Annotated in this window: 20 protein-coding genes; 14 read left to right on the top strand and 6 right to left on the bottom strand. The window is 48.4% G+C overall.

The window, feature by feature from the left end; all coding sequences use genetic code 11:
- Positions 1 to 12: 12 nt before the first annotated feature.
- Entirely contained in the window at positions 13 to 609 is a 597-nt protein-coding gene (locus Q0438_RS01665; protein WP_299186589.1) for a peroxiredoxin, read from the bottom strand.
- Positions 610 to 790: 181 nt separating this feature from the next.
- Here Q0438_RS01665 and Q0438_RS01660 point away from each other — a divergent pair, with 181 nt between their 5' ends.
- The 6 genes from Q0438_RS01660 to Q0438_RS01635 all read left to right on the top strand — a co-directional run bounded on the left by Q0438_RS01660 (position 791) and on the right by Q0438_RS01635 (position 4,122).
- A complete protein-coding gene (locus Q0438_RS01660; protein WP_005871245.1) occupies positions 791 to 1,075 on the top strand; it encodes a DUF362 domain-containing protein in 285 nt (94 codons plus the stop codon).
- 107 nt (positions 1,076 to 1,182) lie between these two features.
- Positions 1,183 to 1,596, top strand: coding sequence for a nucleoside-diphosphate kinase (ndk, locus tag Q0438_RS01655; protein ID WP_177388469.1), 414 nt, complete (start codon positions 1,183 to 1,185; stop codon positions 1,594 to 1,596).
- A gap of 9 nt (positions 1,597 to 1,605) precedes the next feature.
- Positions 1,606 to 1,959, top strand: a complete 354-nt coding sequence (locus tag Q0438_RS01650) for a hypothetical protein (protein ID WP_299186587.1) — start codon at positions 1,606 to 1,608, stop codon at positions 1,957 to 1,959.
- 18 nt (positions 1,960 to 1,977) lie between these two features.
- The gene (gene rpmF, locus Q0438_RS01645) at positions 1,978 to 2,124 is read left to right on the top strand and encodes a 50S ribosomal protein L32 (protein WP_005871250.1); all 147 of its coding nucleotides are present in this window, start codon (positions 1,978 to 1,980) and stop codon (positions 2,122 to 2,124) included.
- 4 nt (positions 2,125 to 2,128) lie between these two features.
- A complete protein-coding gene (gene plsX, locus Q0438_RS01640) occupies positions 2,129 to 3,127 on the top strand; it encodes a phosphate acyltransferase PlsX (RefSeq protein ID WP_299186585.1) in 999 nt (332 codons plus the stop codon).
- Positions 3,124 to 4,122, top strand: coding sequence for a beta-ketoacyl-ACP synthase III (locus Q0438_RS01635; protein ID WP_299186583.1), 999 nt, complete (start codon positions 3,124 to 3,126; stop codon positions 4,120 to 4,122). Before plsX ends, Q0438_RS01635 begins: the two co-directional genes overlap by 4 nt.
- A 788-nt stretch (positions 4,123 to 4,910) precedes the next feature.
- Here the strand turns inward: Q0438_RS01635 and Q0438_RS01630 are convergent.
- Positions 4,911 to 5,816, bottom strand: coding sequence for a methylenetetrahydrofolate reductase (locus Q0438_RS01630; protein ID WP_299186580.1), 906 nt, complete (start codon positions 5,814 to 5,816; stop codon positions 4,911 to 4,913).
- Positions 5,817 to 5,911: 95 nt separating this feature from the next.
- Between Q0438_RS01630 and Q0438_RS01625 the strand changes: the two genes are divergently transcribed.
- From Q0438_RS01625 to Q0438_RS01595, 7 genes are all read left to right on the top strand, one after another.
- Positions 5,912 to 8,203, top strand: a complete 2,292-nt coding sequence (locus Q0438_RS01625; RefSeq protein WP_299186578.1) for a DUF87 domain-containing protein — start codon at positions 5,912 to 5,914, stop codon at positions 8,201 to 8,203.
- 9 nt (positions 8,204 to 8,212) lie between these two features.
- Positions 8,213 to 8,869, top strand: coding sequence for a glycerol-3-phosphate 1-O-acyltransferase PlsY (gene plsY / locus Q0438_RS01620; protein WP_299186576.1), 657 nt, complete (start codon positions 8,213 to 8,215; stop codon positions 8,867 to 8,869).
- A complete protein-coding gene (locus tag Q0438_RS01615; RefSeq protein WP_299186574.1) occupies positions 8,866 to 9,183 on the top strand; it encodes a dihydroneopterin aldolase in 318 nt (105 codons plus the stop codon). Before plsY ends, Q0438_RS01615 begins: the two co-directional genes overlap by 4 nt.
- Before the next feature lie 76 nt (positions 9,184 to 9,259).
- On the top strand, positions 9,260 to 9,931 hold the full coding sequence (gene hsrA / locus Q0438_RS01610) for a homeostatic response regulator transcription factor HsrA (RefSeq protein ID WP_299186572.1): 672 nt from the start codon (positions 9,260 to 9,262) through the stop codon (positions 9,929 to 9,931).
- 38 nt (positions 9,932 to 9,969) lie between these two features.
- Positions 9,970 to 11,217, top strand: a complete 1,248-nt coding sequence (locus tag Q0438_RS01605; RefSeq protein ID WP_299186609.1) for a HAMP domain-containing sensor histidine kinase — start codon at positions 9,970 to 9,972, stop codon at positions 11,215 to 11,217.
- Between the two features lie 51 nt (positions 11,218 to 11,268).
- Positions 11,269 to 11,514, top strand: a complete 246-nt coding sequence (locus tag Q0438_RS01600) for a YfhL family 4Fe-4S dicluster ferredoxin (RefSeq protein ID WP_299186569.1) — start codon at positions 11,269 to 11,271, stop codon at positions 11,512 to 11,514.
- Positions 11,515 to 12,957, top strand: coding sequence for a Ppx/GppA phosphatase family protein (locus Q0438_RS01595; protein ID WP_299186567.1), 1,443 nt, complete (start codon positions 11,515 to 11,517; stop codon positions 12,955 to 12,957).
- 730 nt (positions 12,958 to 13,687) lie between these two features.
- On the opposite strand, the gene Q0438_RS01590 is transcribed toward Q0438_RS01595, so the two are convergent.
- From Q0438_RS01590 to Q0438_RS01580, 3 genes are read right to left on the bottom strand one after another with little or no spacing between them, the layout of a single operon-like run.
- Positions 13,688 to 13,993: a metal-sulfur cluster assembly factor gene (locus tag Q0438_RS01590; protein WP_299186565.1), complete on the bottom strand. Its 306-nt coding sequence runs from the start codon at positions 13,991 to 13,993 to the stop codon at positions 13,688 to 13,690.
- Entirely contained in the window at positions 13,990 to 15,165 is a 1,176-nt protein-coding gene (locus Q0438_RS01585) for a peptidase M50 (RefSeq protein ID WP_299186562.1), read from the bottom strand. Before Q0438_RS01585 ends, Q0438_RS01590 begins: the two co-directional genes overlap by 4 nt.
- Before the next feature lie 17 nt (positions 15,166 to 15,182).
- Positions 15,183 to 15,527 carry a hypothetical protein gene (locus Q0438_RS01580; protein WP_297904777.1) on the bottom strand — a complete coding sequence of 115 codons (345 nt, stop codon included), beginning with the start codon at positions 15,525 to 15,527 and terminating at the stop codon, positions 15,183 to 15,185.
- A gap of 144 nt (positions 15,528 to 15,671) precedes the next feature.
- Here Q0438_RS01580 and polA point away from each other — a divergent pair, with 144 nt between their 5' ends.
- Entirely contained in the window at positions 15,672 to 18,488 is a 2,817-nt protein-coding gene (polA, locus tag Q0438_RS01575; protein ID WP_299186556.1) for a DNA polymerase I, read from the top strand.
- A 428-nt stretch (positions 18,489 to 18,916) separates the two neighbouring features.
- Here polA and Q0438_RS01570 read toward each other — a convergent pair whose 3' ends face one another.
- Positions 18,917 to 20,053: a PLP-dependent aspartate aminotransferase family protein gene (locus Q0438_RS01570; protein WP_298783251.1), complete on the bottom strand. Its 1,137-nt coding sequence runs from the start codon at positions 20,051 to 20,053 to the stop codon at positions 18,917 to 18,919.
- Between the last annotated feature and the right edge of the window lie 133 nt (positions 20,054 to 20,186).

The raw sequence follows: 20,186 nt of genomic DNA, 5'->3' as shown, positions 1-20,186 counted from the left end.
CTAATGCGAGATTTATAGATTATTCGCGTTTTTATCTAGATACTCTGCGACGCCTTTAGGGCTTGCTTTCATGCCTGCATCGCCTTTTTGCCAGCCTGCAGGGCAGACCTCGCCGTGCTCGTTTGTAAATAGCATCGTATCGACCATTCTTAGCATCTCGTCGATATTGCGGCCGAGCGGTAGGTCGTTGATGACTGCGTGGCGGACGGTGCCGTCTTTGTCAAGTAGGAAGCTGCCGCGAAGCGCTACGGCGTTGCCGAACAGCACATCGAAGCTGCGCGCGATATCTTTTGTGATATCCGAAACTAGCGGGAACTGCACTTTGCCGATACCGCCTGCGTTTACCGGAGTGTTTTTCCACGCAAGGTGGGTAAACTCGCTATCGCAGCTAACGCCGATAACTTCGATGCCTTTAGATTTGAAATCTTGATATCTGTGATCGAATGCAATGATCTCGCTTGGGCAGACGAAGGTAAAGTCTTTTGGATAAAAGAATACTACCGCGCCTTTTTCGCCGATATTTTTATAGAGGTTGAAATCCTCGACTATCTCGTTGCTGCCTAAAACAGCGCTTGCCGTAAAATCAACGGCTTTATTGGTTACTACCATGTTATTTCTCCTTGTTAATAAAATTTATGATGGCGATTATACATTTTAAAACTTTATATTTGCTGAAATTTGATGAAAATTTCTATATAATAAAATTTATTTGTTCGATAATATTAAATTTTATCATTTTTTAAATTTAGTATGTTATCATTACTCCGCATTTTTTGATAAAGGAGAAATAATGGCTGTAAAAATTACCGATATTTGCATAAGCTGTGGCTCATGCATTGACGAGTGCCCGGTAAATGCGATCGTGGACGATAGCGATAACCCAAGCGGCGAGGATAGCTACTACGTATACGCGGATAAATGCGTCGAGTGCGTGGGCTATAACGACGAGCCGGCTTGCGCTAGCGCCTGTCCGACCGACGGTTGTATCGTCTGGAGCGATATCGTAGCTGGCCAACCTAGCAGAGATTCCATAGGTGCGGATCTACGCAGCGGAGATACCCCGGTATTTGCTTAGCAGATAAAATTCCGCGATCAAATGCGCGGAATTTTAATTCATTCAATCCTTAAATAAATTTTAACCTATTTTTCGATACAATCCGCCTTTCACTTTAAGGAGATTATATGCAGCAAACGCTTTCTATTATTAAGCCTGATGCCGTTAAAAAGGGCGTTATCGGCAAAATTATCGATCGTTTTGAAAGCCACGGACTAAGAATCGCGGCGGCTAAAAAATTATGCCTAAGCGCCGAAGATGCAGGTAAATTTTATGAAATTCACAAAGACCGCCCTTTTTATAAGGATCTGATTGAGTTTATGACTAGCGGCCCGGTGGTCGTAATGGTGCTTGAAGGCGATGATGCGGTAGCTAAAAATCGCGCTCTAATGGGCGCTACCGATCCGAAAAAAGCGGATAAAGGCACTATCAGAGCGGACTTTGCGGACAGCATCGACGCTAACGCCGTTCACGGCAGTGATAGCCTAGAAAACGCAAAAACTGAAATCGCATTTTTCTTTGCGAAAAGAGAAATTTGCTAAGAGTGTCGCGTGAAAATCGCTTTTGCTAAAATTTCCGCCGCGCCCGTGCCGTTTGAAATTTTCCGAGACGGACTTAAGTTTAGCGGAAATTTAAAACGAAAAGACTCTAAGTTTATCGAGTGCAGAGGCGAAATTAAGGGTAAAATTCCATACATTTGCGATCGCTGCGGCAAAGAATTTGATCTTGATGTGAGCGAGAGCGTAAATTTGCTTTTAAGCGAAGGTGTTTTTAACGACGAAAGACACGAGAGCTTGGACGTTATGGAGTTTTTCGGCGCCGAAGTTGATGTGGATGAAATTTTAAGAAGCGAAACGGAAGCTTTTAAAAGCGACTATTTTTATTGCGAAGAATGCAAGAATTAAATTTATAAAGGAGAAAAAATGGCAGTTCCAAAGCGAAGAGTTAGTAAAACTCGTGCGGCGAAAAGACGCACTCACTACAAAGTGACCCTTCCGATTCCCGTCAAAGATAAAGACGGAAGCTGGAAAATTCCGCATAGAATAAACAAAACTACGGGCGAATATTAATCCGATGATTTCCGTTGCTATAGACGCGATGGGCGGTGATTTCGGCTGCGAGCCGATAATAAACGGAGTCGTAGATGCGCTGCGAGAGCGTAAATTTAATGCATTTTTGGTAGGCGATGAAGCTAGCATTAAGCCTTTTATCCCGCAAGGTTATGGGTTTGAGAAGTATATCACTTACGTAGCTGCAAGCGAAGTCTTTGAGATGAAAGAGGGTGCTACGGACGCGCTTAAGCGCAAAGAAAGCAGCATCTTTAAGGCGGTCGATCTGGTAAAAAGCGGCACTTGCAAAGCCGTGGTATCCGCAGGACACAGCGGCGCTACGATGAGTCTTGCTACGCTTCGCATAGGCAGACTAAAGGGCATTTTGCGCCCCGCAATCGCTACGCTGATGCCAAATTCCATAGGCGGACGCACGCTCGTGCTGGATGTAGGCGCTTATGTGGATTGTAAGCCCGAGAATTTGTTTCAATTCGCGATTATGGGCGAAGCATACGCCAAAGAGATAATGGGATTGCGCGCGCCTCGCATAGGTTTACTATCCAACGGCGAGGAGGATAGTAAAGGCAACGAGGTAACGAAAGAAACCTTTCAGATGCTTAAGAATATGAAAAATTTTATCGGCAACGTCGAAGGCAATCAAATTTTTGACGGCTCGGTAGATGTGGTCGTATGCGACGGATTCATCGGCAACATTATGCTAAAATCCAGCGAAGGCGTCGCAAGCACCATAGGCAAGCTCATCAAAAACGAGACGAAAAAATCCCCTATCGCTATTGCGGGCTCCCTCTTGATGAAGCGCGTTTTTAAAATAATCAAAAAAAGCACTGACTACGACGAATACGGCGGCGCGCCGCTTTTAGGCGTCAAAGAATGCGTCATTATAAGCCACGGCAAAAGCACTCCGAAAGCCGTTAAAAACGCGATCTTTCAAGCGCTTAAATTTGCAGACTCCAAAATCAACTCCGCGATAGAAAGCGAAATTTCTTCAAACGAGCAAAAATGAAAAAAGCCTCGATGATCTCGATCGCAGCATATGTACCGAGTCAAATTCTAACCAATTTCGATCTTGAAAAAATGGTCGAAACCGACGACGAGTGGATTGTAAAGCGTACGGGAATTCGCGAGCGCCGCATCGCAAAGGGCGAGACCACTAGCGATTTGGGTATGAAGGCCGCAGCGCTTGCGATCGAGCGTAGCGGCTTGCAAAAAAATGAGATCGATGCGATAATCTGCGCCACGATCTCGCCCGATTATTTCTGCATGCCCTCGACTGCGTGCGTCATCGCGGATAAACTGGGCTTAAATTTCGGTATTACGGCATTTGATATAAATGCCGCCTGTACGGGCTTCATTTATCTTTTAGAGCTTGCAAAATCCCTCATCGAGAGCGGCGCCAAAAAACACGTGCTGATAATCGGCACGGAAAAACTCAGCTCAATAGTCGATTGGAGCGACCGCGCTACGTGCATACTCTTCGGCGACGGCGCAGGTGCTGCAGTTATCGCGGCGCGCGACGATAATGAAATCATCGACATTCATACCGCCAGCGACGGCAGTAAGGGCGATCTTCTCATTACCCCGGCTCCTGGCAGCGTCAATCCGCTTAGCAGGAAGATCATCGACGAAAAGCTGGGCTTTATGCAGATGGCGGGGCGCGAGGTCTTTAAAATCGCGGTGCCGACGCTCAGCAACGACGTCGTAGAGATTTTGGAGAAAAATAAAATTTCGCCCGAGCAGGTCGATCTTTTTATCCCGCACCAGGCAAATTTACGCATTATCGAGGCGGTCAAGGCGAGACTGGAGTTTAGCGACGAGCAGTGCGTGCTTACGATCGGCAAATACGGCAACACAAGCTCAGCGTCGATCCCGATGGCGATAAATGACGCTTACGAAAGCGGCAGGCTCAAAAATGGCTCGCTCATATTGCTTGATGCGTTCGGCGGCGGCTTTACCTGGGGCAGTGCGCTTTTGAAATTCGGCGGCAAGAGCGTTAATTAGCGCTTTGCAAAATGAAGCCTGCTAAATTTACTCGCTATTAAATTTCGCGAGACTTAAGAGTTAAAATTCTAAACCGACTTACAAAACTAACTTCAAATTTATATCCGTTCCCACATAAATTTCAAAATTTTAAAATACGTATTAAGATGAAAAATCATATTGCCGCTTTGTGCGTTAGTTTCTGCGCAAGATAATAAAACGGCGTTAGCCTGGGCGCTGGAGCTGCTTTTAGAGGTAGGTTTTATAAACCCAAAAGCAGCATCCAGGTGCTACCCATGCCCTATAAATTTAACTACGGCGGATTTGGGCGAATATCTGCGCGCGTGGCGATAAAAGAGGTAATGGCTATAGAAGTAAGGGGGGTGTCCTATTTATGCCGATTTAGTTACAACTTTTGCTTATCCTCGCCCCTAGCTACGATATGTTTTTAAAAATAAAAGCGATTGCTATTTTGGCATGGATGGCGGTGAGCGGAGCGGCGCAATTGCGTCAAGCTACAAGCCCTAACAAAAGTCGGCGCACTTTGTGCGAGCTGCGGATATTTTTGGATTTAACGGCGCGGAGAAGCTCATCGCCGCTGCTAGTACTCGAAGATTTTTGCACGAATTTATCGTACTCGCAGATCGCGGACGGCGAACGCGAGAGTGTGTTTCGCGGCGATTTTGTATAAATTTTAAATCCAAATTTTATATGGATCAAATTTTGATTTAGTTTTTAAAATTTGATCTAAAATCATTTAAAATTTGCCGCCCGGCGATGAAATTTTAAAATTTCAAAGAGACAAAATTTTAAATTTCGTACTTTTCGATGATGCCTTTGATCTCTTTTAGCATGGCGAGCGCCGCCTCTATCTCGACGCGGCGGGTGCTTACGCTCTCCACGTTCGCGCCCACGCTCACCCCTTTTTCCAGGGCGTATCGGTAGATGAACTCAAACATCTCCACGCACAGCGCCACCGAGCTTTGCAAGATATCGACGCTGTTTATCAGCCGCTGCTGCAAAAACTCCGGTATCGAGATGCCTAGCCACTTCATAAACTCAAGCGTCTTGAGGCTGCCGCACGGCGTGAAAGTAAAGATTATAGGCACTTTCTCACACTCCAAAGCAGCGTAATCGTCGATGAAATTTTTAGCGTTTTGCACGTTGTAAACCGCCTGAGTGATAAAAAACTCGCAACCGCTCGCCGTTTTCTCCGCGACTTTGAGGTGTTCGTCGCGGTTTTTTTCGTGGCGCTCGGGTATGCAGATACCGCCTACGCAAAGATGCGGCGCCGCTTCGTTTTTTATCTCATAGGCACGGCTTAAGTGTAGCTTGCACTCTTCGTCTTTTGAGCTTGCTCCCACGAAAACGCCGAGCTCGCTCGCCTTGTGTTTTAAAATTTTGCGAAATTCCTCCTCGTCGTATTTTCCTACGGCGCGGTAGATGATCGCCTCTTTATCGGTGCGCAGATACTGCTCGTAATAAAGTGCCGGATCGATCGTGTGGGAGAATTCAAACGTGCGCTTTTGCTGTGTGCGGGCGCTTTCGTCTTGTAGATCGTAGATGATGATGCCGTCGCATTCGCAGCCGTTGATGCGCTGCGAGCGTAGCTCGCTAAGACGCGCGAGATCCTCCGGGGTGGAGCTGATTTTGGGCGGAACTATGCCGTAGAGCAAAATTCCGCTCTTTTTGTTTTTGATTTTTTCTTTTAACACCTGTATTTCTCCTGATTTGGCACGCATTGTAGCAAATTTAAATTTAAAAATTTAAATGATATAATGGCGCCCGATCTAAAATTTAAGGAATTTACGTGAAGAGCTTACAAGAAAATTTAAAGCTTTTTTATCTGGGGCTCGAAAACAGCGAGCCGTTTTTGTATAAAAACAAGGATCTGACGACTCATGCGCTTATCATAGGAATGACCGGTAGCGGCAAGACGGGACTTGGCATCACGCTATTAGAGGAAGCCGCGATCGATAATATCCCATCCATCATCATCGATCCAAAGGGCGATTTAACGAATTTAGCTCTTACTTTCCCGCAGATGAGGGCCGAGGATTTTGAGCCCTATATCGACGAGGCCGAGGCGCAAAACAAAGGCCTTAGCGTGCGCGAGTTCGCCGAGCAGACCGCAAATACCTGGCGCGAGGGGATCGAGGGCTCGTATCAAGATCTGGCGCGGGTGGAGCTTTTGAAAAACAGCGCCGATTTTAGAATTTATACGCCCAAATCAAGCGCAGGGCTTGGCATCAGCCTACTAAGCGACTTTGAAGCGCCGAAAGGCTTAAACGAAGAGGATCTGAATAATTACATCGGCGGTATCGCCACTAGCGTGCTAAGCCTCGCAGGGATTAGCAGTGATAATCTCAGCTCGCCGGAATTTTTACTGATCAGCCAAATTCTGTCCTACCATTTTAACAAAGGCGAGGGGGTGAGCGTGGTGGATCTCATCGCGCAGATCGGCAACCCGCCATTCGATAAAATCGGCGTTTTCGACGTTAATACTTTTTTTCCGAGCGATAAGCGAATGGCGCTTGCGATGAAGATTAACGCGCTCATCGCAAGTCCGAGCTTTAAGCTTTGGTGCGAGGGTGAGCGGCTAAATATCGCCAAGATGCTCTTTGATGAAAACGGCAGGGCGAGGGCGAATATATTTTCCATCGCGCATCTAAACGACGATGAGAGGATGTTTTTCGTCACGCTGCTTTTGGGCGAGATGATCAAATGGATGCGCACCACCAGCGGTACGAGTTCCTTGCGCGCCGTGCTTTATATGGATGAAATTTACGGCTTCTTCCCGCCAAACGGCAATCCGCCGAGCAAAACTCCGATGCTTACGCTGCTAAAGCAGGCTCGCGCATTCGGACTTGGCTGCGTATTATCAACGCAAAACCCGGTCGATCTCGATTATAAGGGACTTAGTAATATCGGTACGTGGTTTATCGGGCGCTTGCAGACCGCGCAGGATAAGGAGCGCGTCATCAGCGGTCTAAGCGGCATCGGCTCAAATCCGATCGACAAAAGCGTGCTGATGGAGAAAATTTCAAATCTCAAAAAGCGAAATTTTTTGGTAAAAAACATCAATGAGGACGTGCTGCGAGTGATCGAGACGCGCTTTGCGCTAAGCTATTTAAAGGGCCCTTTAAGCAACGAGCAAATTTCAAATTTAATGAAAGACAAAAAGGCTGAAATTTCATCCGTGCCGGGCGCCGCGCAAGGCGTCAAATCCGCCGGCTCCGCCAAACCCGTAGTTTCTGCTGAAATTTCGCAGCTTTATAGCTACGGCGCGAGCCTTGAGCTAAGCCCGTATCTATATGCAAGCGCGAAGATGCGATTTTGCGACAAGGGGGTTGATTTTACGCAGCAGCGCTCCTTTTTGCTTTCGCTTTCAGACGGGGGCGAAATAGATTGGAGCGAGGTGAGCACGCGAGAGGTCGCAAATTTAAGCGCACAGGAGCAGACGGGCTCCAGCTACGGCGCGCTTCCTAGCTTTATCGCGGGAGCGAAAAATTTAAACGCTCAGCTTAAAGGCTTTAAGGAGTGGATCTACCGCAACGAAAAGTTAGAACTTTTTAGCGCGCTTGATCTGCTCTCAAAACCGGGCGAGAGTAGGGAGGAGTTTTTTGTGCGCCTAAGCGATAAGGCGAATGAAATTTTAGAGGCAAAAACCGACGAGATCGCGGCTAAATTTGAAAAGGAAAAGGCGCGCCTTGAGGATAAAATTTCGCGCGCTAGCGAAAAATATGAGAAGGAAAAAAGCGACGTGCTAAGCCGCGGCGTAGATACCGCGCTAAGCATAGGCGGAGCGATATTGGGAGCGTTTTTAGGCCGCTCGCGCAGCGCCGGCAACATCTCCAAAGCGATCAGCGGCGCAAAGAGCGCGCATAAAATTTTAAATGAACGAAGTGAAGCCAAAAATGCACAAAACAGCCTAAGCGCGCTGCAAGAGGAGCTGGAAGTGCTTACGCAAAAATTTGAGGGCGAAGTGGACGCGCTAAAACAGAGCCTGGATCTAAAAAATATCAAGCTTGAAACGAAGGAAATCGCGCCTAAGAAAACGGACATTTACGACGAGAAAATTTCACTGCTTTGGAAGAGTTAAAGGGATTTTATGAAAAAATCGGGAATTTTAGAATTTTTACTTAGCATCGTTACAGCGCCAAATTTTTGGTGCTACGTCGCGGCGTATCTGATCGCTGCGATCCCCTTTGGGCTGCTGATCGGCAAATACCTCGGCGGCGTGGATATCAAAAGCGAGGGCAGCGGCTCCATAGGCGCTACCAACGTCCTTCGCGTCTTAAAAACTCGCGATCCGCAAAAAGCAAAAAAGCTCGCGATCCTCACCGTCGCTTGCGACGCGCTAAAGGGCGTCCTGCCGATACTGATCGCGCGAGCCTTGGGCTTTGATCAAAACGTGCTGTGGGGTATGGCGGTCTTTGCGGTGGTAGGGCATTGCTTCAGCCCGTATCTGAAATTTAACGGCGGCAAGGGCATTGCGACGGGAGCCGGCGTGCTTGCCTGCTTTATCCCTATCGAGCTCATTATCGCGCTTGCAGTTTGGTTTATAGTCGGCAAGACGGTTAAAATTTCATCCGTAGCATCGCTTGCAGCAGCGCTCGCTCTAGTTATCGCAAGTTACGTGATCCATCCACAGATGCCGGGCATCAATACCCACGCGCCGATCTTTCTGATAGTTTTCATCGTATTTTACAAACACGCGCCGAATATCGCAAGATTGCTTAAGGGCGAGGAAAAGCGCGTAGTATGATTAAAATTTTAATCGAAAAGCTGGAATTCGGCGCGATAATTGGGACGTTAGATTTTGAGCGCAAGCGCGAACAGCGCGTGTGGGTATGGGCGAAGTTCGGAGCGAAGGAATTTATCGACTACGCGCGGGTTTGCGAATATATCAAAGCGGAGCTTCGCGAGAAAAAATTTCGCCTCGTAGAGGACGCGCTAAGATACTTCGCGCAGGAGTTTCACTCAAAATTTCGCTCTATGAATTATTTTTATATGAAAATTTTAAAACCCGAAATTTTACAAGACGCAAACGTCGGCGCAGAAATCGAGATAAAATTTTAAAATTTCTTTAAAAAAACTTGAAATTTTGCTTAAAATATGTTAGAATCGCCGCAAAATTTTAAGGTAAGGAAATTAAATGAGAATTTTAATAGTCGAGGATGAGGTAACTTTAAACAAGACGATAGCGGAGGGGCTAGCGGAGTTTGGGTATCAGACAGACAGCTCGGAAAGTTTCAAAGACGCCGAGTATTACGTGGGTATTCGAAATTACGATTTAGTGCTGACCGATTGGATGCTTCCTGACGGCAACGGTATCGATCTCATCGCTCTTGTTAAGCAAAAATCTGCGCGAACCTCGGTCGTCGTGCTATCTGCAAAAGACGATAAAGAAAGCGAGATCAAAGCACTTCGCGCGGGTGCGGATGATTTTATCAAAAAGCCTTTCGATTTTGACGTTTTGGTAGCGCGCCTTGAGGCTAGACTTCGCTTCGGCGGCTCAAATATCATCAAAATCGACGATCTCATCATCGATCCGGACGAAGAGAAGATCACCTATCTAGGTCAAGAGATCGAGCTGAAGGGCAAGCCGTTTGAGGTGCTAACTCACCTGGCACGCCACAGCGATCAGATCGTAAGCAAAGAGCAGCTATTAGACGCTATCTGGGAGGAGCCTGAGCTCGTTACGCCAAACGTGATCGAAGTCGCGATCAATCAAATTCGCCAGAAAATGGATAAGCCTCTAAATATCTCTACGATCGAGACCGTTCGCAGACGCGGATATAGATTTTGCTTTCCACAAAAAGCCTAAGAGTCCGCTTTGTAATACAATTAGCATCCGCTTCATTGATGCTAATTGTCGTTTTTTCGGTAATGCTCTATAATTATATGAGAATTACCATCTTCGAAACCCCCGTACAAAACCTTCTCGTAAGAGCGCAAAAAATTTCGGAAGCCTCCGTGCCGATAGATAAAATTTCGTCTTTTCTGCAAGATACCGCGGGCGAATATGAGAGTAAAATCATCGAAAACGGCGGGCTGAATAAGCCTAAATTTATCGAAAGCTCCGAGGGCGGCAGGAGCTATTTGCAGCTGCACTACCCCTACGGCAAGGATAAAATTTTAAGCATTAAAACCGATGTAAGCCTATACACTGATATCGTAAATCAGATACTCGCAGATATTATTTTGGTAAATTTAGTGATGATATTTTTGGTGGTGTTTTACGCGATGCTTCTTTCTCGCACGCTGCTGATGCCGATTAAAACGATTAGCCAGAGGCTCGCTTCGGTGGATGAAAAATTTTTAAAACCTATCGACGGAGCCGAAATTCCAAGCGAATTTAGCCCGCTTTCAAACAGCATAAACCGCCTACTTGAGCGCATTGAAACCTTCATTTTATATCAAAAAGAGCTTTTCATCGGCATCGCGCACGAGCTTAAGACTCCGCTGGCGGTGATGAAAACCAAAAACGAAGTTACGCTAATTAAGCCGCGCGAGAGTGAGAAATATATCGAGGCGCTTAAAAATAATAACGACTCGATCGATAATATGAATAAGATGATCAGCTCGATCCTGGAGATCGGGCGGCAGGAGGGGGCGCAGTTTGAGGCGCCCGAGCAGACCGATATGATCGCTTATCTTAAGGAGCTCTGCGTAAATTTCACGATCTTGGCGCGCACCGTTTCAAAGGATGTCGAGCTAAGCTTAAGCCCAGAAAAGCTCGATATTTCGGTACAGAAGAGCCTTTTTATGCACGTGATTCAAAATTTCGTCCAAAACGCCATAAAATTTTCACCCGACGGCGAAAAGGTACTAATCGAGAGCGAAATTTCGGACGGAAATTTCATCGTGCGGGTCGCAAACAAAGGCGAGCCGCTTAACGAAGAGATCGATTATTTCGCCCCTTTTAAGCGCTACGGCGGTAAGCCGGGGGCGGGGCTTGGGCTATTTTTAGCCAAAAACGCAGCACAAGCGATGGGCGCGCAGGTGGATCTTAAAAACGACCGATCCCGCCATCTAATTGTCGCGAGCTTCAAACTTCCGCTGAAAAATTTAAAAAACAATCCGAAATTTCGCTATTTTAAAACAAAATGAAGCTTTTTATGGTATAAAAACGCCATAATTTTTTTCAAAGGTTATGGTTATATGTCATTATTGATTACAAAAGAATGCATCTGCTGCGACGCGTGTCGCGAGGAGTGCCCTAATGAAGCTATTTTTGAGGATGAGCCGGTTTACATTATAGATGCCGATCGATGCTGCGAATGCGTCGAGGATTACTCTGAGCCCGCTTGCATCGTGGTTTGTCCCGTCGAGTGTATCATCACCGACCCCGATAATATCGAGACGGCGGACGAATTGAAATACAAACACGTCCATATGGAAATTTAAATGCCCAAGCGCGTCGCCGTCATAGATCTGGGCTCAAATTCCGCCAGAGTCGTGATTTTCGAGCGCACGAGCAGGCTCGGGTTTTTCATTTTGGCCGAGTACAAGATCAAGATCCGCCTAGGCGAGGGCGCCTACGAAAACGGCGGAATTTTAACTCCCGAAGCGATGCAAAAATGCCTGCTGGCGTTTAAAAAATTTAAAACCCTCGTATGCAATTACAAGGCCAAGCGCGTGCTTTGCATCGGCACCTCCGCTCTTCGCGATGCGCCAAACGGTGCCGAGTTTATAAATCTCGTCCGCAAGCAAACGGGCATCACGATCCGTAAGATAGACGGGCAGATGGAGGCGTATCTGGGCGCTTATGCGGCGCAGAATTTGCTTAGCGACTTTTCCGAGGGCGTTACGCTGGACATCGGCGGCGGTTCGACTGAGCTTGCTTACATCAAAAACGGCAGGATAGAAAATAAAATTTCTCTAAATTTAGGCACGGTGCGGCTAAAGGAGCTGTTTTTCGACCGCGGCGACGCGAAGGGGCTGGAGAAATACATAAACAGCGCGATCTCGCAGCTCGGCGCCGAGTTTCGCACGCAAAATTTAATCGTAATGGGCGGCTCCGCGCGAGCGCTTTCCGGCGCCGTGATGAGCCTGCAAAACCACCCGCTAAAAATCGTGCATAATTTCAGCTACGATTATGAAAAATACGCGCCGTTTTTTGCCAAATTGATGAGCGCAAAGACGCTTGATTTGGCGAAATTCCCGATCAAAAAGGACCGCTACGATACGATCAGAGAGGGCGCCATCATCTTTGATAAGATCGTAAGGCGCCTGGGGGCGAAAAAGATCATCACCAGCGGCGTAGGGGTGCGAGAGGGGGCGTTTTTAAGCTCAATTCTGCGCGGCGCAAACCTACCTAGAAGCTTTAATCCGAGCCTAAGAAGCCTCAAAGATCGCTTCGCTTCCGAGCCTAGCGAGGCTCCGAAGTTTGCAAAGGCGCTGTTTTGCGCACTATCGGCGCTGCACGGCTTGAATGAAAAATATATTAAAATTCTTCAGACCGCGGCATCGCTTTGCGAGATCGGGCGGGCGATCGGCTTTTACGCCAAGCATGAAACCAGCGCGGATATGGTGCTCGGCGGGCTGAACTACCGCACGACGCACAAAGAAAAGGCGCTCATAGCCGCGATCATCTCGATGCACGGCAAGCGCGAGCTGGGCGCTACGTTCGCGCCTTTGAGCGCGATTTTGCCCGATGCCGCCAAGCTCGCGTGGCTCAGCTACATTCTGGAGCTTGCGCGCCTTCTAAGCGAAAACGCGCTGAAAAATTTAGAATTTAGCTTTGAAAATTCCACTCTTAAAATCTCCGGCGCGGATAATTTGATAATGCTTAAAGGAAGCCTCAAAAAGCTCGCAAAACCCGCGATTTTCGCCGTAAATTTCGTCTAAATTTAGCTTTAAATTTAACCGCTTGCCGCGAGATTTTCTGGCTATGGGCTTATATACAAAGTGATTTAAATTCCATGGTTTTTTAAAATTTAGTTGTGCGGTTTGTAAGATTTTGCGGCGCTATCCGCGACTCTTGCGGCTAAATTTAAACTGCAATTCGCGCCTTACGCGGCGGTGTTTTGCGGTTTGGAAAAAAGGAGAGCAGATGGGTGAGCGGGCTAGTGCGCAGACGCACAGACGGAAGAGCAGGCGAGCTAACTAGATGCAGGCAGAGGCACAGGCGGCGCGATTAAATTTAAAATATTGCGCCGCGCGGTATTTTGCAAACACAAATCGTCTGATGACGCTCGCCAAATCGCGGTTATGCGGTCAAATTTTAGATTGTGCAAATTTGTAACTAAGCGATAATCAAACGGGTGCAAAATTTAATTGAGTTAAATTTTAGATCGCTCAAATTTAAAACGGCTGCGAGAATCGCGCCAGAGCAAGAATGTCCAGCTATCTGCGCAGCGCTCCGGAATTTCGTGCAATATCCCAGTGATCACGCATCGCTTCAGAATTTAGTGTAGCACTGGGCGATCCACACAGCACTTTGGCTTTTTGCGCAGCGCTTCGGGCGATTCGCAGAAAAGCACCCCGACAATCCGCGCAACGACCGAGGCGATATGTAGAAGTGCCCGACGACGAGTGCGGCGTCCTGAGCAATCCGCAAATATCCTTCGCGCGAGCCCTAAAATCGCCCCAGAGCCTCTTTGACGTGATCCTCCGCCATATCGATATTCCACATCGGCTCAAATACGAGATCAATCTCCACCTCGCCGATACCTTCCACGCTCTCGGCACCCGCGCGCACCCATTCCACCATCATCTCATGCAGCGGGCACGACTGAGTCGATAGCGTCATAGTGACTTTGGCGTTGTTTTCGTCGTCCACGGCGACATCGTAGATGAGCCCCAGCGACACGACGTCAAAACCCACCTCAGGGTCCACCACGGCGCGAAGCGCGTCGTAAACTTGCTCTTTCGTTACTTTCATTTTTCCTCTCCGAATTTTATGTAGTTAAAGATATTTACGGTGTTGATTAGCACCAAAATTATGCTTGCCGCTTGCAAGATAACCGCGGGCGTTAGCGCTCCGAAGCTCGCGCATACAAGCGCTAAGACGTTCGGCACGCAGGCTGCGTAGGCGATCTTTTTGATTATCATATCATCTAGCATAGGGATTTTGCGCTTGCCGACGAAGGGCGAGACGTAGTGGTACCAGATGAGAAAGGGCGCGATTTTATAAAGGTGCGCGACGATGAAGGCGAACAAAAAGCCGTATAGCAGCCAAAACACCGCCAAATCCGCGCGATCTGCAATCCAAAATGCGCCGCTAAATCCCAAGGCCGCCAGCGAGATATAGACGTTTAAATTCCAATAATCTATCGCTTTTCGCACGCGCCTGGCTAGGATATAGATCGCCTGAGCCGCAAAGCTCGCAAGCGCGGCAAAGGCGATGAAAATTCCAAAATCTTTTAGTAAAAACGGCCCCGCGAGCAGATACAACGCCAGCGAAGCTTTTGCCAGTGCGAAGCTTAGATCGTGCGCCAGGCTAAACATCGGCAGCAGCACGCATGCAGCGCCTACGATGACGAAAAACACGAAGCCCAGCACGAAGTATATGTGATAGGATAAAATTTCTGAAAAATATACTCCGAAAATCTCCACGCCGCTAAGCGCTAGCACGAGCGCGAAGCCAAGGCTGATCCCTACCGCTAAAAACACAGCCGAAATCGCAAGCGCAACGGCGGGGAAGCTCCATTTGGGCGTGCCGATGAAGCTTAGCGCGTAGCAGATTGTAAAATAAAATAGACTAAGCAGTAAAACAGCGCCGCCTGCGTGCATCAAAGGGATGCTTGAAAGCAGCAATCCCGCGCTTAGCAGAGCCACGCCCGCGCCGTAGGCGAGGAGATTTAAAAACGCAAATTTGACGGTGAAAAATTCCTTTTGGATAATGACCGAAGTAAGCTGATAGAGCGCTCCAATGATTATGCTGATTACGAAGCCCAGCAAAAATACGTGAAAAAAGCTCGCCGTCTGCGGCGCCTGGATCGCGCCGAAATCGGCCTTTAAAAAGCTCGCCGCGCTTAGAAGCAAAAAGATAAAGCCGCAGATGAAATAGCCGCCTACGATGCGAAACGGCGGCGAAAAGGTCGTGATATTCATCTAAATTTTAAAGCCCTTTAGCCGTGGCACTTCGCGTCGGTATCGAAGCCCTCATTGACCGCACCGGGCTTTAGGCTGATGGTGAGCTTGACCGCGTCGCCGTCCAGATCCTCGCGGGCAATGTCAAATTTAGACTCGATTTTTGGGATCAGCCCCATCGGAAATTTATGATTTACCATGACGACCTTTTTGGTTTCGTCTTTTACGAAATTTAGCGCCACTAGCGCATTTACCATCGGCTCGGGCGGGATGCATTTGCGCGAATCAAAGCCGATGTACTCTACGCCGCCCTGCGATTTTTTATAAAATTTCAACGTAGCGCCCGCCGCGTCGAACTCCTGCCAGTCTGTGAAAAAATCCATACTTGATCCTTTTTTAAAATTTCGCGCGATTATATAGCAAATTTTAAAATTTTGAAATGAGGCAGGTCAAGTCCTATTCGGAATTTGTAAATTTAGCCGAATTTTAATACACTACGCGTTAAAATTTTAAATCCGAGGACCATTATGCAGACCATCACGATCATCGATACGTTCGGCTTTTTTTTCAGGCTCTACTACGCTATGAGCGGGCTTAAGACCAAAGACGGCAAACCCAGCGGCATGGTGAGCGGATTTGCGAGCTTCATCGCAAATCTTTCGAAGGAATTTAAGAGCGATTATATAATTTTCGCTCTGGATAGCAAGGGCAAGACCTTCCGCTCAGATATCGATCCCAACTACAAAACCAACCGCCAAGCCCCGCCGCCCGCGCTTTTGCAACAGCTGCCGGTCTGCATCGAGATGATCGAAAAGATGGGACTTTACTCGCTCGGACGCGAGGGCTACGAGGCGGACGATCTCATCGCAAGCGTCGTTAAAAAGTACGGTGCCACGCATAAAATCAACATCGTTACCTCCGACAAGGACCTCTATCAGCTCATCGGCGAAAACGTTAAAATTTACAGCCACGGCAAAAAGATGCTTTACGGAAGAGAGGAGTGCTTGCAGCGCTACGGCGTCTATCCCGAGCAGATCGTGGATTTTTTGGCGATCTGCGGCGACAGTGCCGATAATATCCCGGGCGTGCGAGGCATCGGCGACAAGGGGGCGAAGAAGCTTTTAGACGAGTGGGGCTCGCTCGATGAGATCTATTTAAATTTAGACCGCCTGCCGCAAAACAAACAGCGCGAGTATCTGATAGAAGGGAGACAGAGCGCCTACATAAGCAAGCGCCTGGCTACGCTTTACGACGAGCTGGAAATCCCACCTTTGGAGGACGCGAAATTTCCGCAGCAAAATCCGCTTTTTAAAATCCGCGAAATTTTAAAAGATTACGCGCTAAATAGGCTTCTTTCGGCGTTAAGTCTGCAAGAGCAGAACGGGCTTGATCTTTGGAGCGAGGGCAAAAGCGCGGGCGCAAAAAGCTCCGTTTTGGGCGCGGGCGGCAAAGGCTCCGGCGCAGAGCCGTCTTGCGGCGGCTCTATCTTGGGCGCTGCCGTAGGGGGGCTAGACGGGCAAAATTCTATCCCAGGCGGCTCCGCTTGCGGTGGGCAAAGCTGCGAGAGCGCTTTTAAAACGCTATTTGAGCCTGTTTGTATCACCGATGCAGCGGAGCTTGCGAGGCTGTGCGAAAGTATCGACGCAGAGACCTTGGTGAGCTTCGATACGGAAACCACTAGCATCGACAGCAAAAGCGCCAAAATAGTGGGCTTTTCGTTTGCGTTTAACGAGGAGCGCGCCTATTATGTCCCGCTTGCGCATAGCTATTTGGGCGCTCCGGCTCAAGTTTCTTCGGACGCCGCAAAAGCTGCGATCGGTTCGCTATTTCGCGGATATGTCGTGGGGCAAAATTTAAAATACGATTTTGAGATCGTAAAAAATAATTTTAATATCGAGCCTGCGGCGCGCTTTGCCGATACGATGGTGCTAGCGTGGCTGCTTGATCCTGCAAACGCCGTGGGGATGGACTCTATCTCGCCGCGGTATCTAGGGTATGAGACTGTGCATTTCGGCGACGTCGTCAAAAAGGGCGAGACCTTCGCCTCCGTGGAGCTAGACGCCGCTACGATCTATGCGAGCGAGGATGCGTGGGTGACGCTGAGGCTGTATTTTAAGCTCAAGCAGCTACTTGAGCCTGCGCTTTTTAAGCTCGCGCAGGAGCTTGAGTTTCCATTCGTGCGGGTACTTTGGCAGATGCAAAGATGCGGCATCAAGATCGACGCAGAGATGATAAAGAGCCTAATCGGGCGCAACGAAAAGTTCCTGCGGGCGCTCACGGATGAAATTTACGAGCTTTGCGGCGAGCAGTTTAATATAAACTCTCCCGCTCAGCTCGGCGCCGTGCTTTTCGAGCGGCTAGGGCTTCCTGCCGCAAAGCGCACGAAGACGGGCTATAGCACCGATGAAAGCGTGCTGAAGGATCTTACCGCGCTGCATCCAGCGGTGGGTAAAATTTTAGACTATCGCGAGCTGTTTAAGCTGCAAAGCACCTATTGCGAGCCGCTGCTGCAGCTTGCTCTGGCCGATCCGCAAAATCGCGTCAGATCGAATTTCTTGCAGACCGGCACGGCTACCGGGCGGCTAGCGAGTAAAAATCCGAACCTGCAAAATATCCCTGCACGCGGCACGTTTGCGAAGGACGTGCGAGACTGCTTCCTAGCAGAGGGGGGCTACTCGCTGATCTCGCTTGATTACTCGCAGATCGAGCTGCGCCTGCTCGCGCACTTTTCGCGCGATCCTGCGCTTTTGGCGGCGTTTAGAGCGGATGAGGACATTCACGCGCGCACGGCGATTAGCATTTTCGGCGACGCGCAGCCCGCGCACCGCACGATCGCAAAGAGTATAAACTTCGGCCTCATCTACGGCATGGGCGCGGGCAAGCTAAGCGATAGCCTAGGCATCGCGCGCGCCGAGGCGAAGGGCTATATCGAGCGCTATTTCGCGGCATTTTCTACGATCAAGGAGTTTTTGCAGAGCATAAAATCGGACGCGAAAGCGGACGGCTACGTAAGCACGCTTTTTGGGCGCAGGCGCTACTTCGACTTCGCAAACGCGCGCAACAACATGGTCTATGCGAGCTACGAGCGCGAGGCGGTGAATACGAAATTTCAAGGCTCCGCCGCCGACATTATCAAAAAGGCGATGGTTGAGATTTCGCCGCTGTTAAATGATGAGGCACGGCTGATATTACAGATCCACGATGAGCTGATTTTTGAGGTGCGGGACGATTTAGCGCAGAGCTTCGGCGAGCGCGCGCAGGAGATAATGCAAAGTGCGGCGAGCCTAAACGTGCCTTTAAAGACGAGCCTAAACATCGCCAAGCGCTGGGGCGAGCTGAAGTAGCTCCGCTAAATTTAAAGCGCGGCTAAAATTTTAAGTGGAATTTAAATGGTGTGCAGAATTTTAAATTTTGAGCAGGACGGGGCTTAAATTTGCTCGTTTGATAAATTTGATCGCGTCAAATTTATACTGAGTGGCTAGCGAATTATACGCGCGCCGTGTGAAATTTAACGAGTGAAAATTCATACAAAATTTAGCTCGCGAGGAAATAGACATAGATTTTGCGAAAAGTGATTTTTGCAAGATGAAATGATCGGTAGGAGGTCTTTTTATTAAGCCCGCCTGCGTGCCGGTCCGTAAAAACCGGCGCCCTTATAGCCTCACAAGCGAAGCTATAAGGATTTCGGACTAAATTTTGGCATGAATTCTGCGCGCGTAAATTTTACAAGCCTACATAGAAATTCCGCGAGCTTGCGCAAATTCCGTGCCGCCTATTTTTTAGATTTTTCTAGCGCGGCGGCAAGGTCTGCTATGAGATCGTCCGCGTTTTCGATGCCTATGGCTAGGCGTAGCAAATTTTGACTGATGCCGATGCGCTCTTGCAGCTCGCGTGGATAGCTCTCGTGCGTCATCGATGCAGGATGGCAGATCAGGCTCTCTACGCCGCCCAAGCTCACGGCTAGATCAAATAGCTCAAGGCTGCGCGCAAAGGTTTTATAGTCGTATTGTGGCTTAAGCACCAGTGAGATAACCGCTCCGATGCCACTAGCTTGGCGATCTTGTATCTTTTTCTCGCTCTCAGAATGCGAGCCTGCAAAATTGACCGCCTCTACCGCAGGATTGCCGCGTAAAAATTCTATTATCTTTAGCGTATTTTCGCTCTGACGGTCGAAGCGCACGCTTAGCGTTTTAAGCCCGCGTATGAGCGAATACGCGTCGGTAGGCGATAGCGTCGCGCCCAGAGTGTTTTTCATAAACTGAATTCTTGCGGCAAGCTCGTCGTCATTCGTCGTAACGATGCCGGCGATCAGATCGGCATGCCCGCCTATGTATTTGGTCGCGCTATAAACCACGACATCTGCGCCGTGCTCTAGCGGGCGCTGATAATATGGGGTCAAAAAGGTATTATCCATAACCACAAGCGCGCCGTTTTTGTGCGCGAGCTCGCTGATGCGCTCAATGTCTGTTACGCGCAAAAGCGGATTTGATGGCGTCTCGATGAAGACCATTTTGACGTCGCTTGGAATTTCGGTGATCAAATTTAGATCATCCACCAAGTCGTAATTGATCCCTTGATTTTTAAAAATCCCGCTTACGTATCGATAGGTGCCGCCGTAGACGTTGTTATTTAGCAGCACGCGATCGCCGCTTTTAAGCAGCGCAAACGCTGCGCTCGTAGCCGCCATACCCGAGGCTAGCGCGAAGGCGTATTTGCTACCTTCAAATTTTGCAAAAAGCTCTTCAAAGGCGTTGCGCGTAGGATTTGCGCCGCGCGAATAGGCGTATTTGCCGAAATCATCCAGGCTTTCTTGCACGAAGGTGCTGGCTAGATATATCGGCGGAATCACTGCGTTGTGGGGGTTGGACTTGGCCTCTATGCCCTTTACGATTAGGGTATCTATTTTCATCTTTTCTCCTTAAAAATCGGTAGTATATCCAAAATTTTAAAAATTTATCACGTTTATCAATTTGTTTATTGTCGATTTGCTCGTTAAAATTTGCCGGATGCAGTGATCTCATGAGCCGAAAAATTCTATCCGT

Source organism: uncultured Campylobacter sp. (assembly GCF_938030785.1).
Lineage (GTDB): Bacteria > Campylobacterota > Campylobacteria > Campylobacterales > Campylobacteraceae > Campylobacter_B.
The sequence above is the reverse complement of the archived record's forward strand: the minus strand, read 5'-3'. Positions and strand labels throughout refer to the sequence as shown.

What these genes read in the sequence shown, in the direction of transcription:
- Q0438_RS01665 (WP_299186589.1), bottom strand. Translation starts at nt 609, where the DNA reads ATGGTAGTAACCAATAAAGCCGTTGATTTTACGGCAAGCGCTGTTTTA.
- Q0438_RS01660 (WP_005871245.1), top strand. Translation starts at nt 791, where the DNA reads ATGGCTGTAAAAATTACCGATATTTGCATAAGCTGTGGCTCATGCATT.
- ndk (WP_177388469.1), top strand. Translation starts at nt 1,183, where the DNA reads ATGCAGCAAACGCTTTCTATTATTAAGCCTGATGCCGTTAAAAAGGGC.
- rpmF (WP_005871250.1), top strand. Translation starts at nt 1,978, where the DNA reads ATGGCAGTTCCAAAGCGAAGAGTTAGTAAAACTCGTGCGGCGAAAAGA.
- plsX (WP_299186585.1), top strand. Translation starts at nt 2,129, where the DNA reads ATGATTTCCGTTGCTATAGACGCGATGGGCGGTGATTTCGGCTGCGAG.
- Q0438_RS01635 (WP_299186583.1), top strand. Translation starts at nt 3,124, where the DNA reads ATGAAAAAAGCCTCGATGATCTCGATCGCAGCATATGTACCGAGTCAA.
- plsY (WP_299186576.1), top strand. Translation starts at nt 8,213, where the DNA reads ATGAAAAAATCGGGAATTTTAGAATTTTTACTTAGCATCGTTACAGCG.
- Q0438_RS01615 (WP_299186574.1), top strand. Translation starts at nt 8,866, where the DNA reads ATGATTAAAATTTTAATCGAAAAGCTGGAATTCGGCGCGATAATTGGG.
- hsrA (WP_299186572.1), top strand. Translation starts at nt 9,260, where the DNA reads ATGAGAATTTTAATAGTCGAGGATGAGGTAACTTTAAACAAGACGATA.
- Q0438_RS01605 (WP_299186609.1), top strand. Translation starts at nt 9,970, where the DNA reads ATGCTAATTGTCGTTTTTTCGGTAATGCTCTATAATTATATGAGAATT.
- Q0438_RS01600 (WP_299186569.1), top strand. Translation starts at nt 11,269, where the DNA reads ATGTCATTATTGATTACAAAAGAATGCATCTGCTGCGACGCGTGTCGC.
- Q0438_RS01595 (WP_299186567.1), top strand. Translation starts at nt 11,515, where the DNA reads ATGCCCAAGCGCGTCGCCGTCATAGATCTGGGCTCAAATTCCGCCAGA.
- Q0438_RS01590 (WP_299186565.1), bottom strand. Translation starts at nt 13,993, where the DNA reads ATGAAAGTAACGAAAGAGCAAGTTTACGACGCGCTTCGCGCCGTGGTG.
- Q0438_RS01585 (WP_299186562.1), bottom strand. Translation starts at nt 15,165, where the DNA reads ATGAATATCACGACCTTTTCGCCGCCGTTTCGCATCGTAGGCGGCTAT.
- Q0438_RS01580 (WP_297904777.1), bottom strand. Translation starts at nt 15,527, where the DNA reads ATGGATTTTTTCACAGACTGGCAGGAGTTCGACGCGGCGGGCGCTACG.
- polA (WP_299186556.1), top strand. Translation starts at nt 15,672, where the DNA reads ATGCAGACCATCACGATCATCGATACGTTCGGCTTTTTTTTCAGGCTC.
- Q0438_RS01570 (WP_298783251.1), bottom strand. Translation starts at nt 20,053, where the DNA reads ATGAAAATAGATACCCTAATCGTAAAGGGCATAGAGGCCAAGTCCAAC.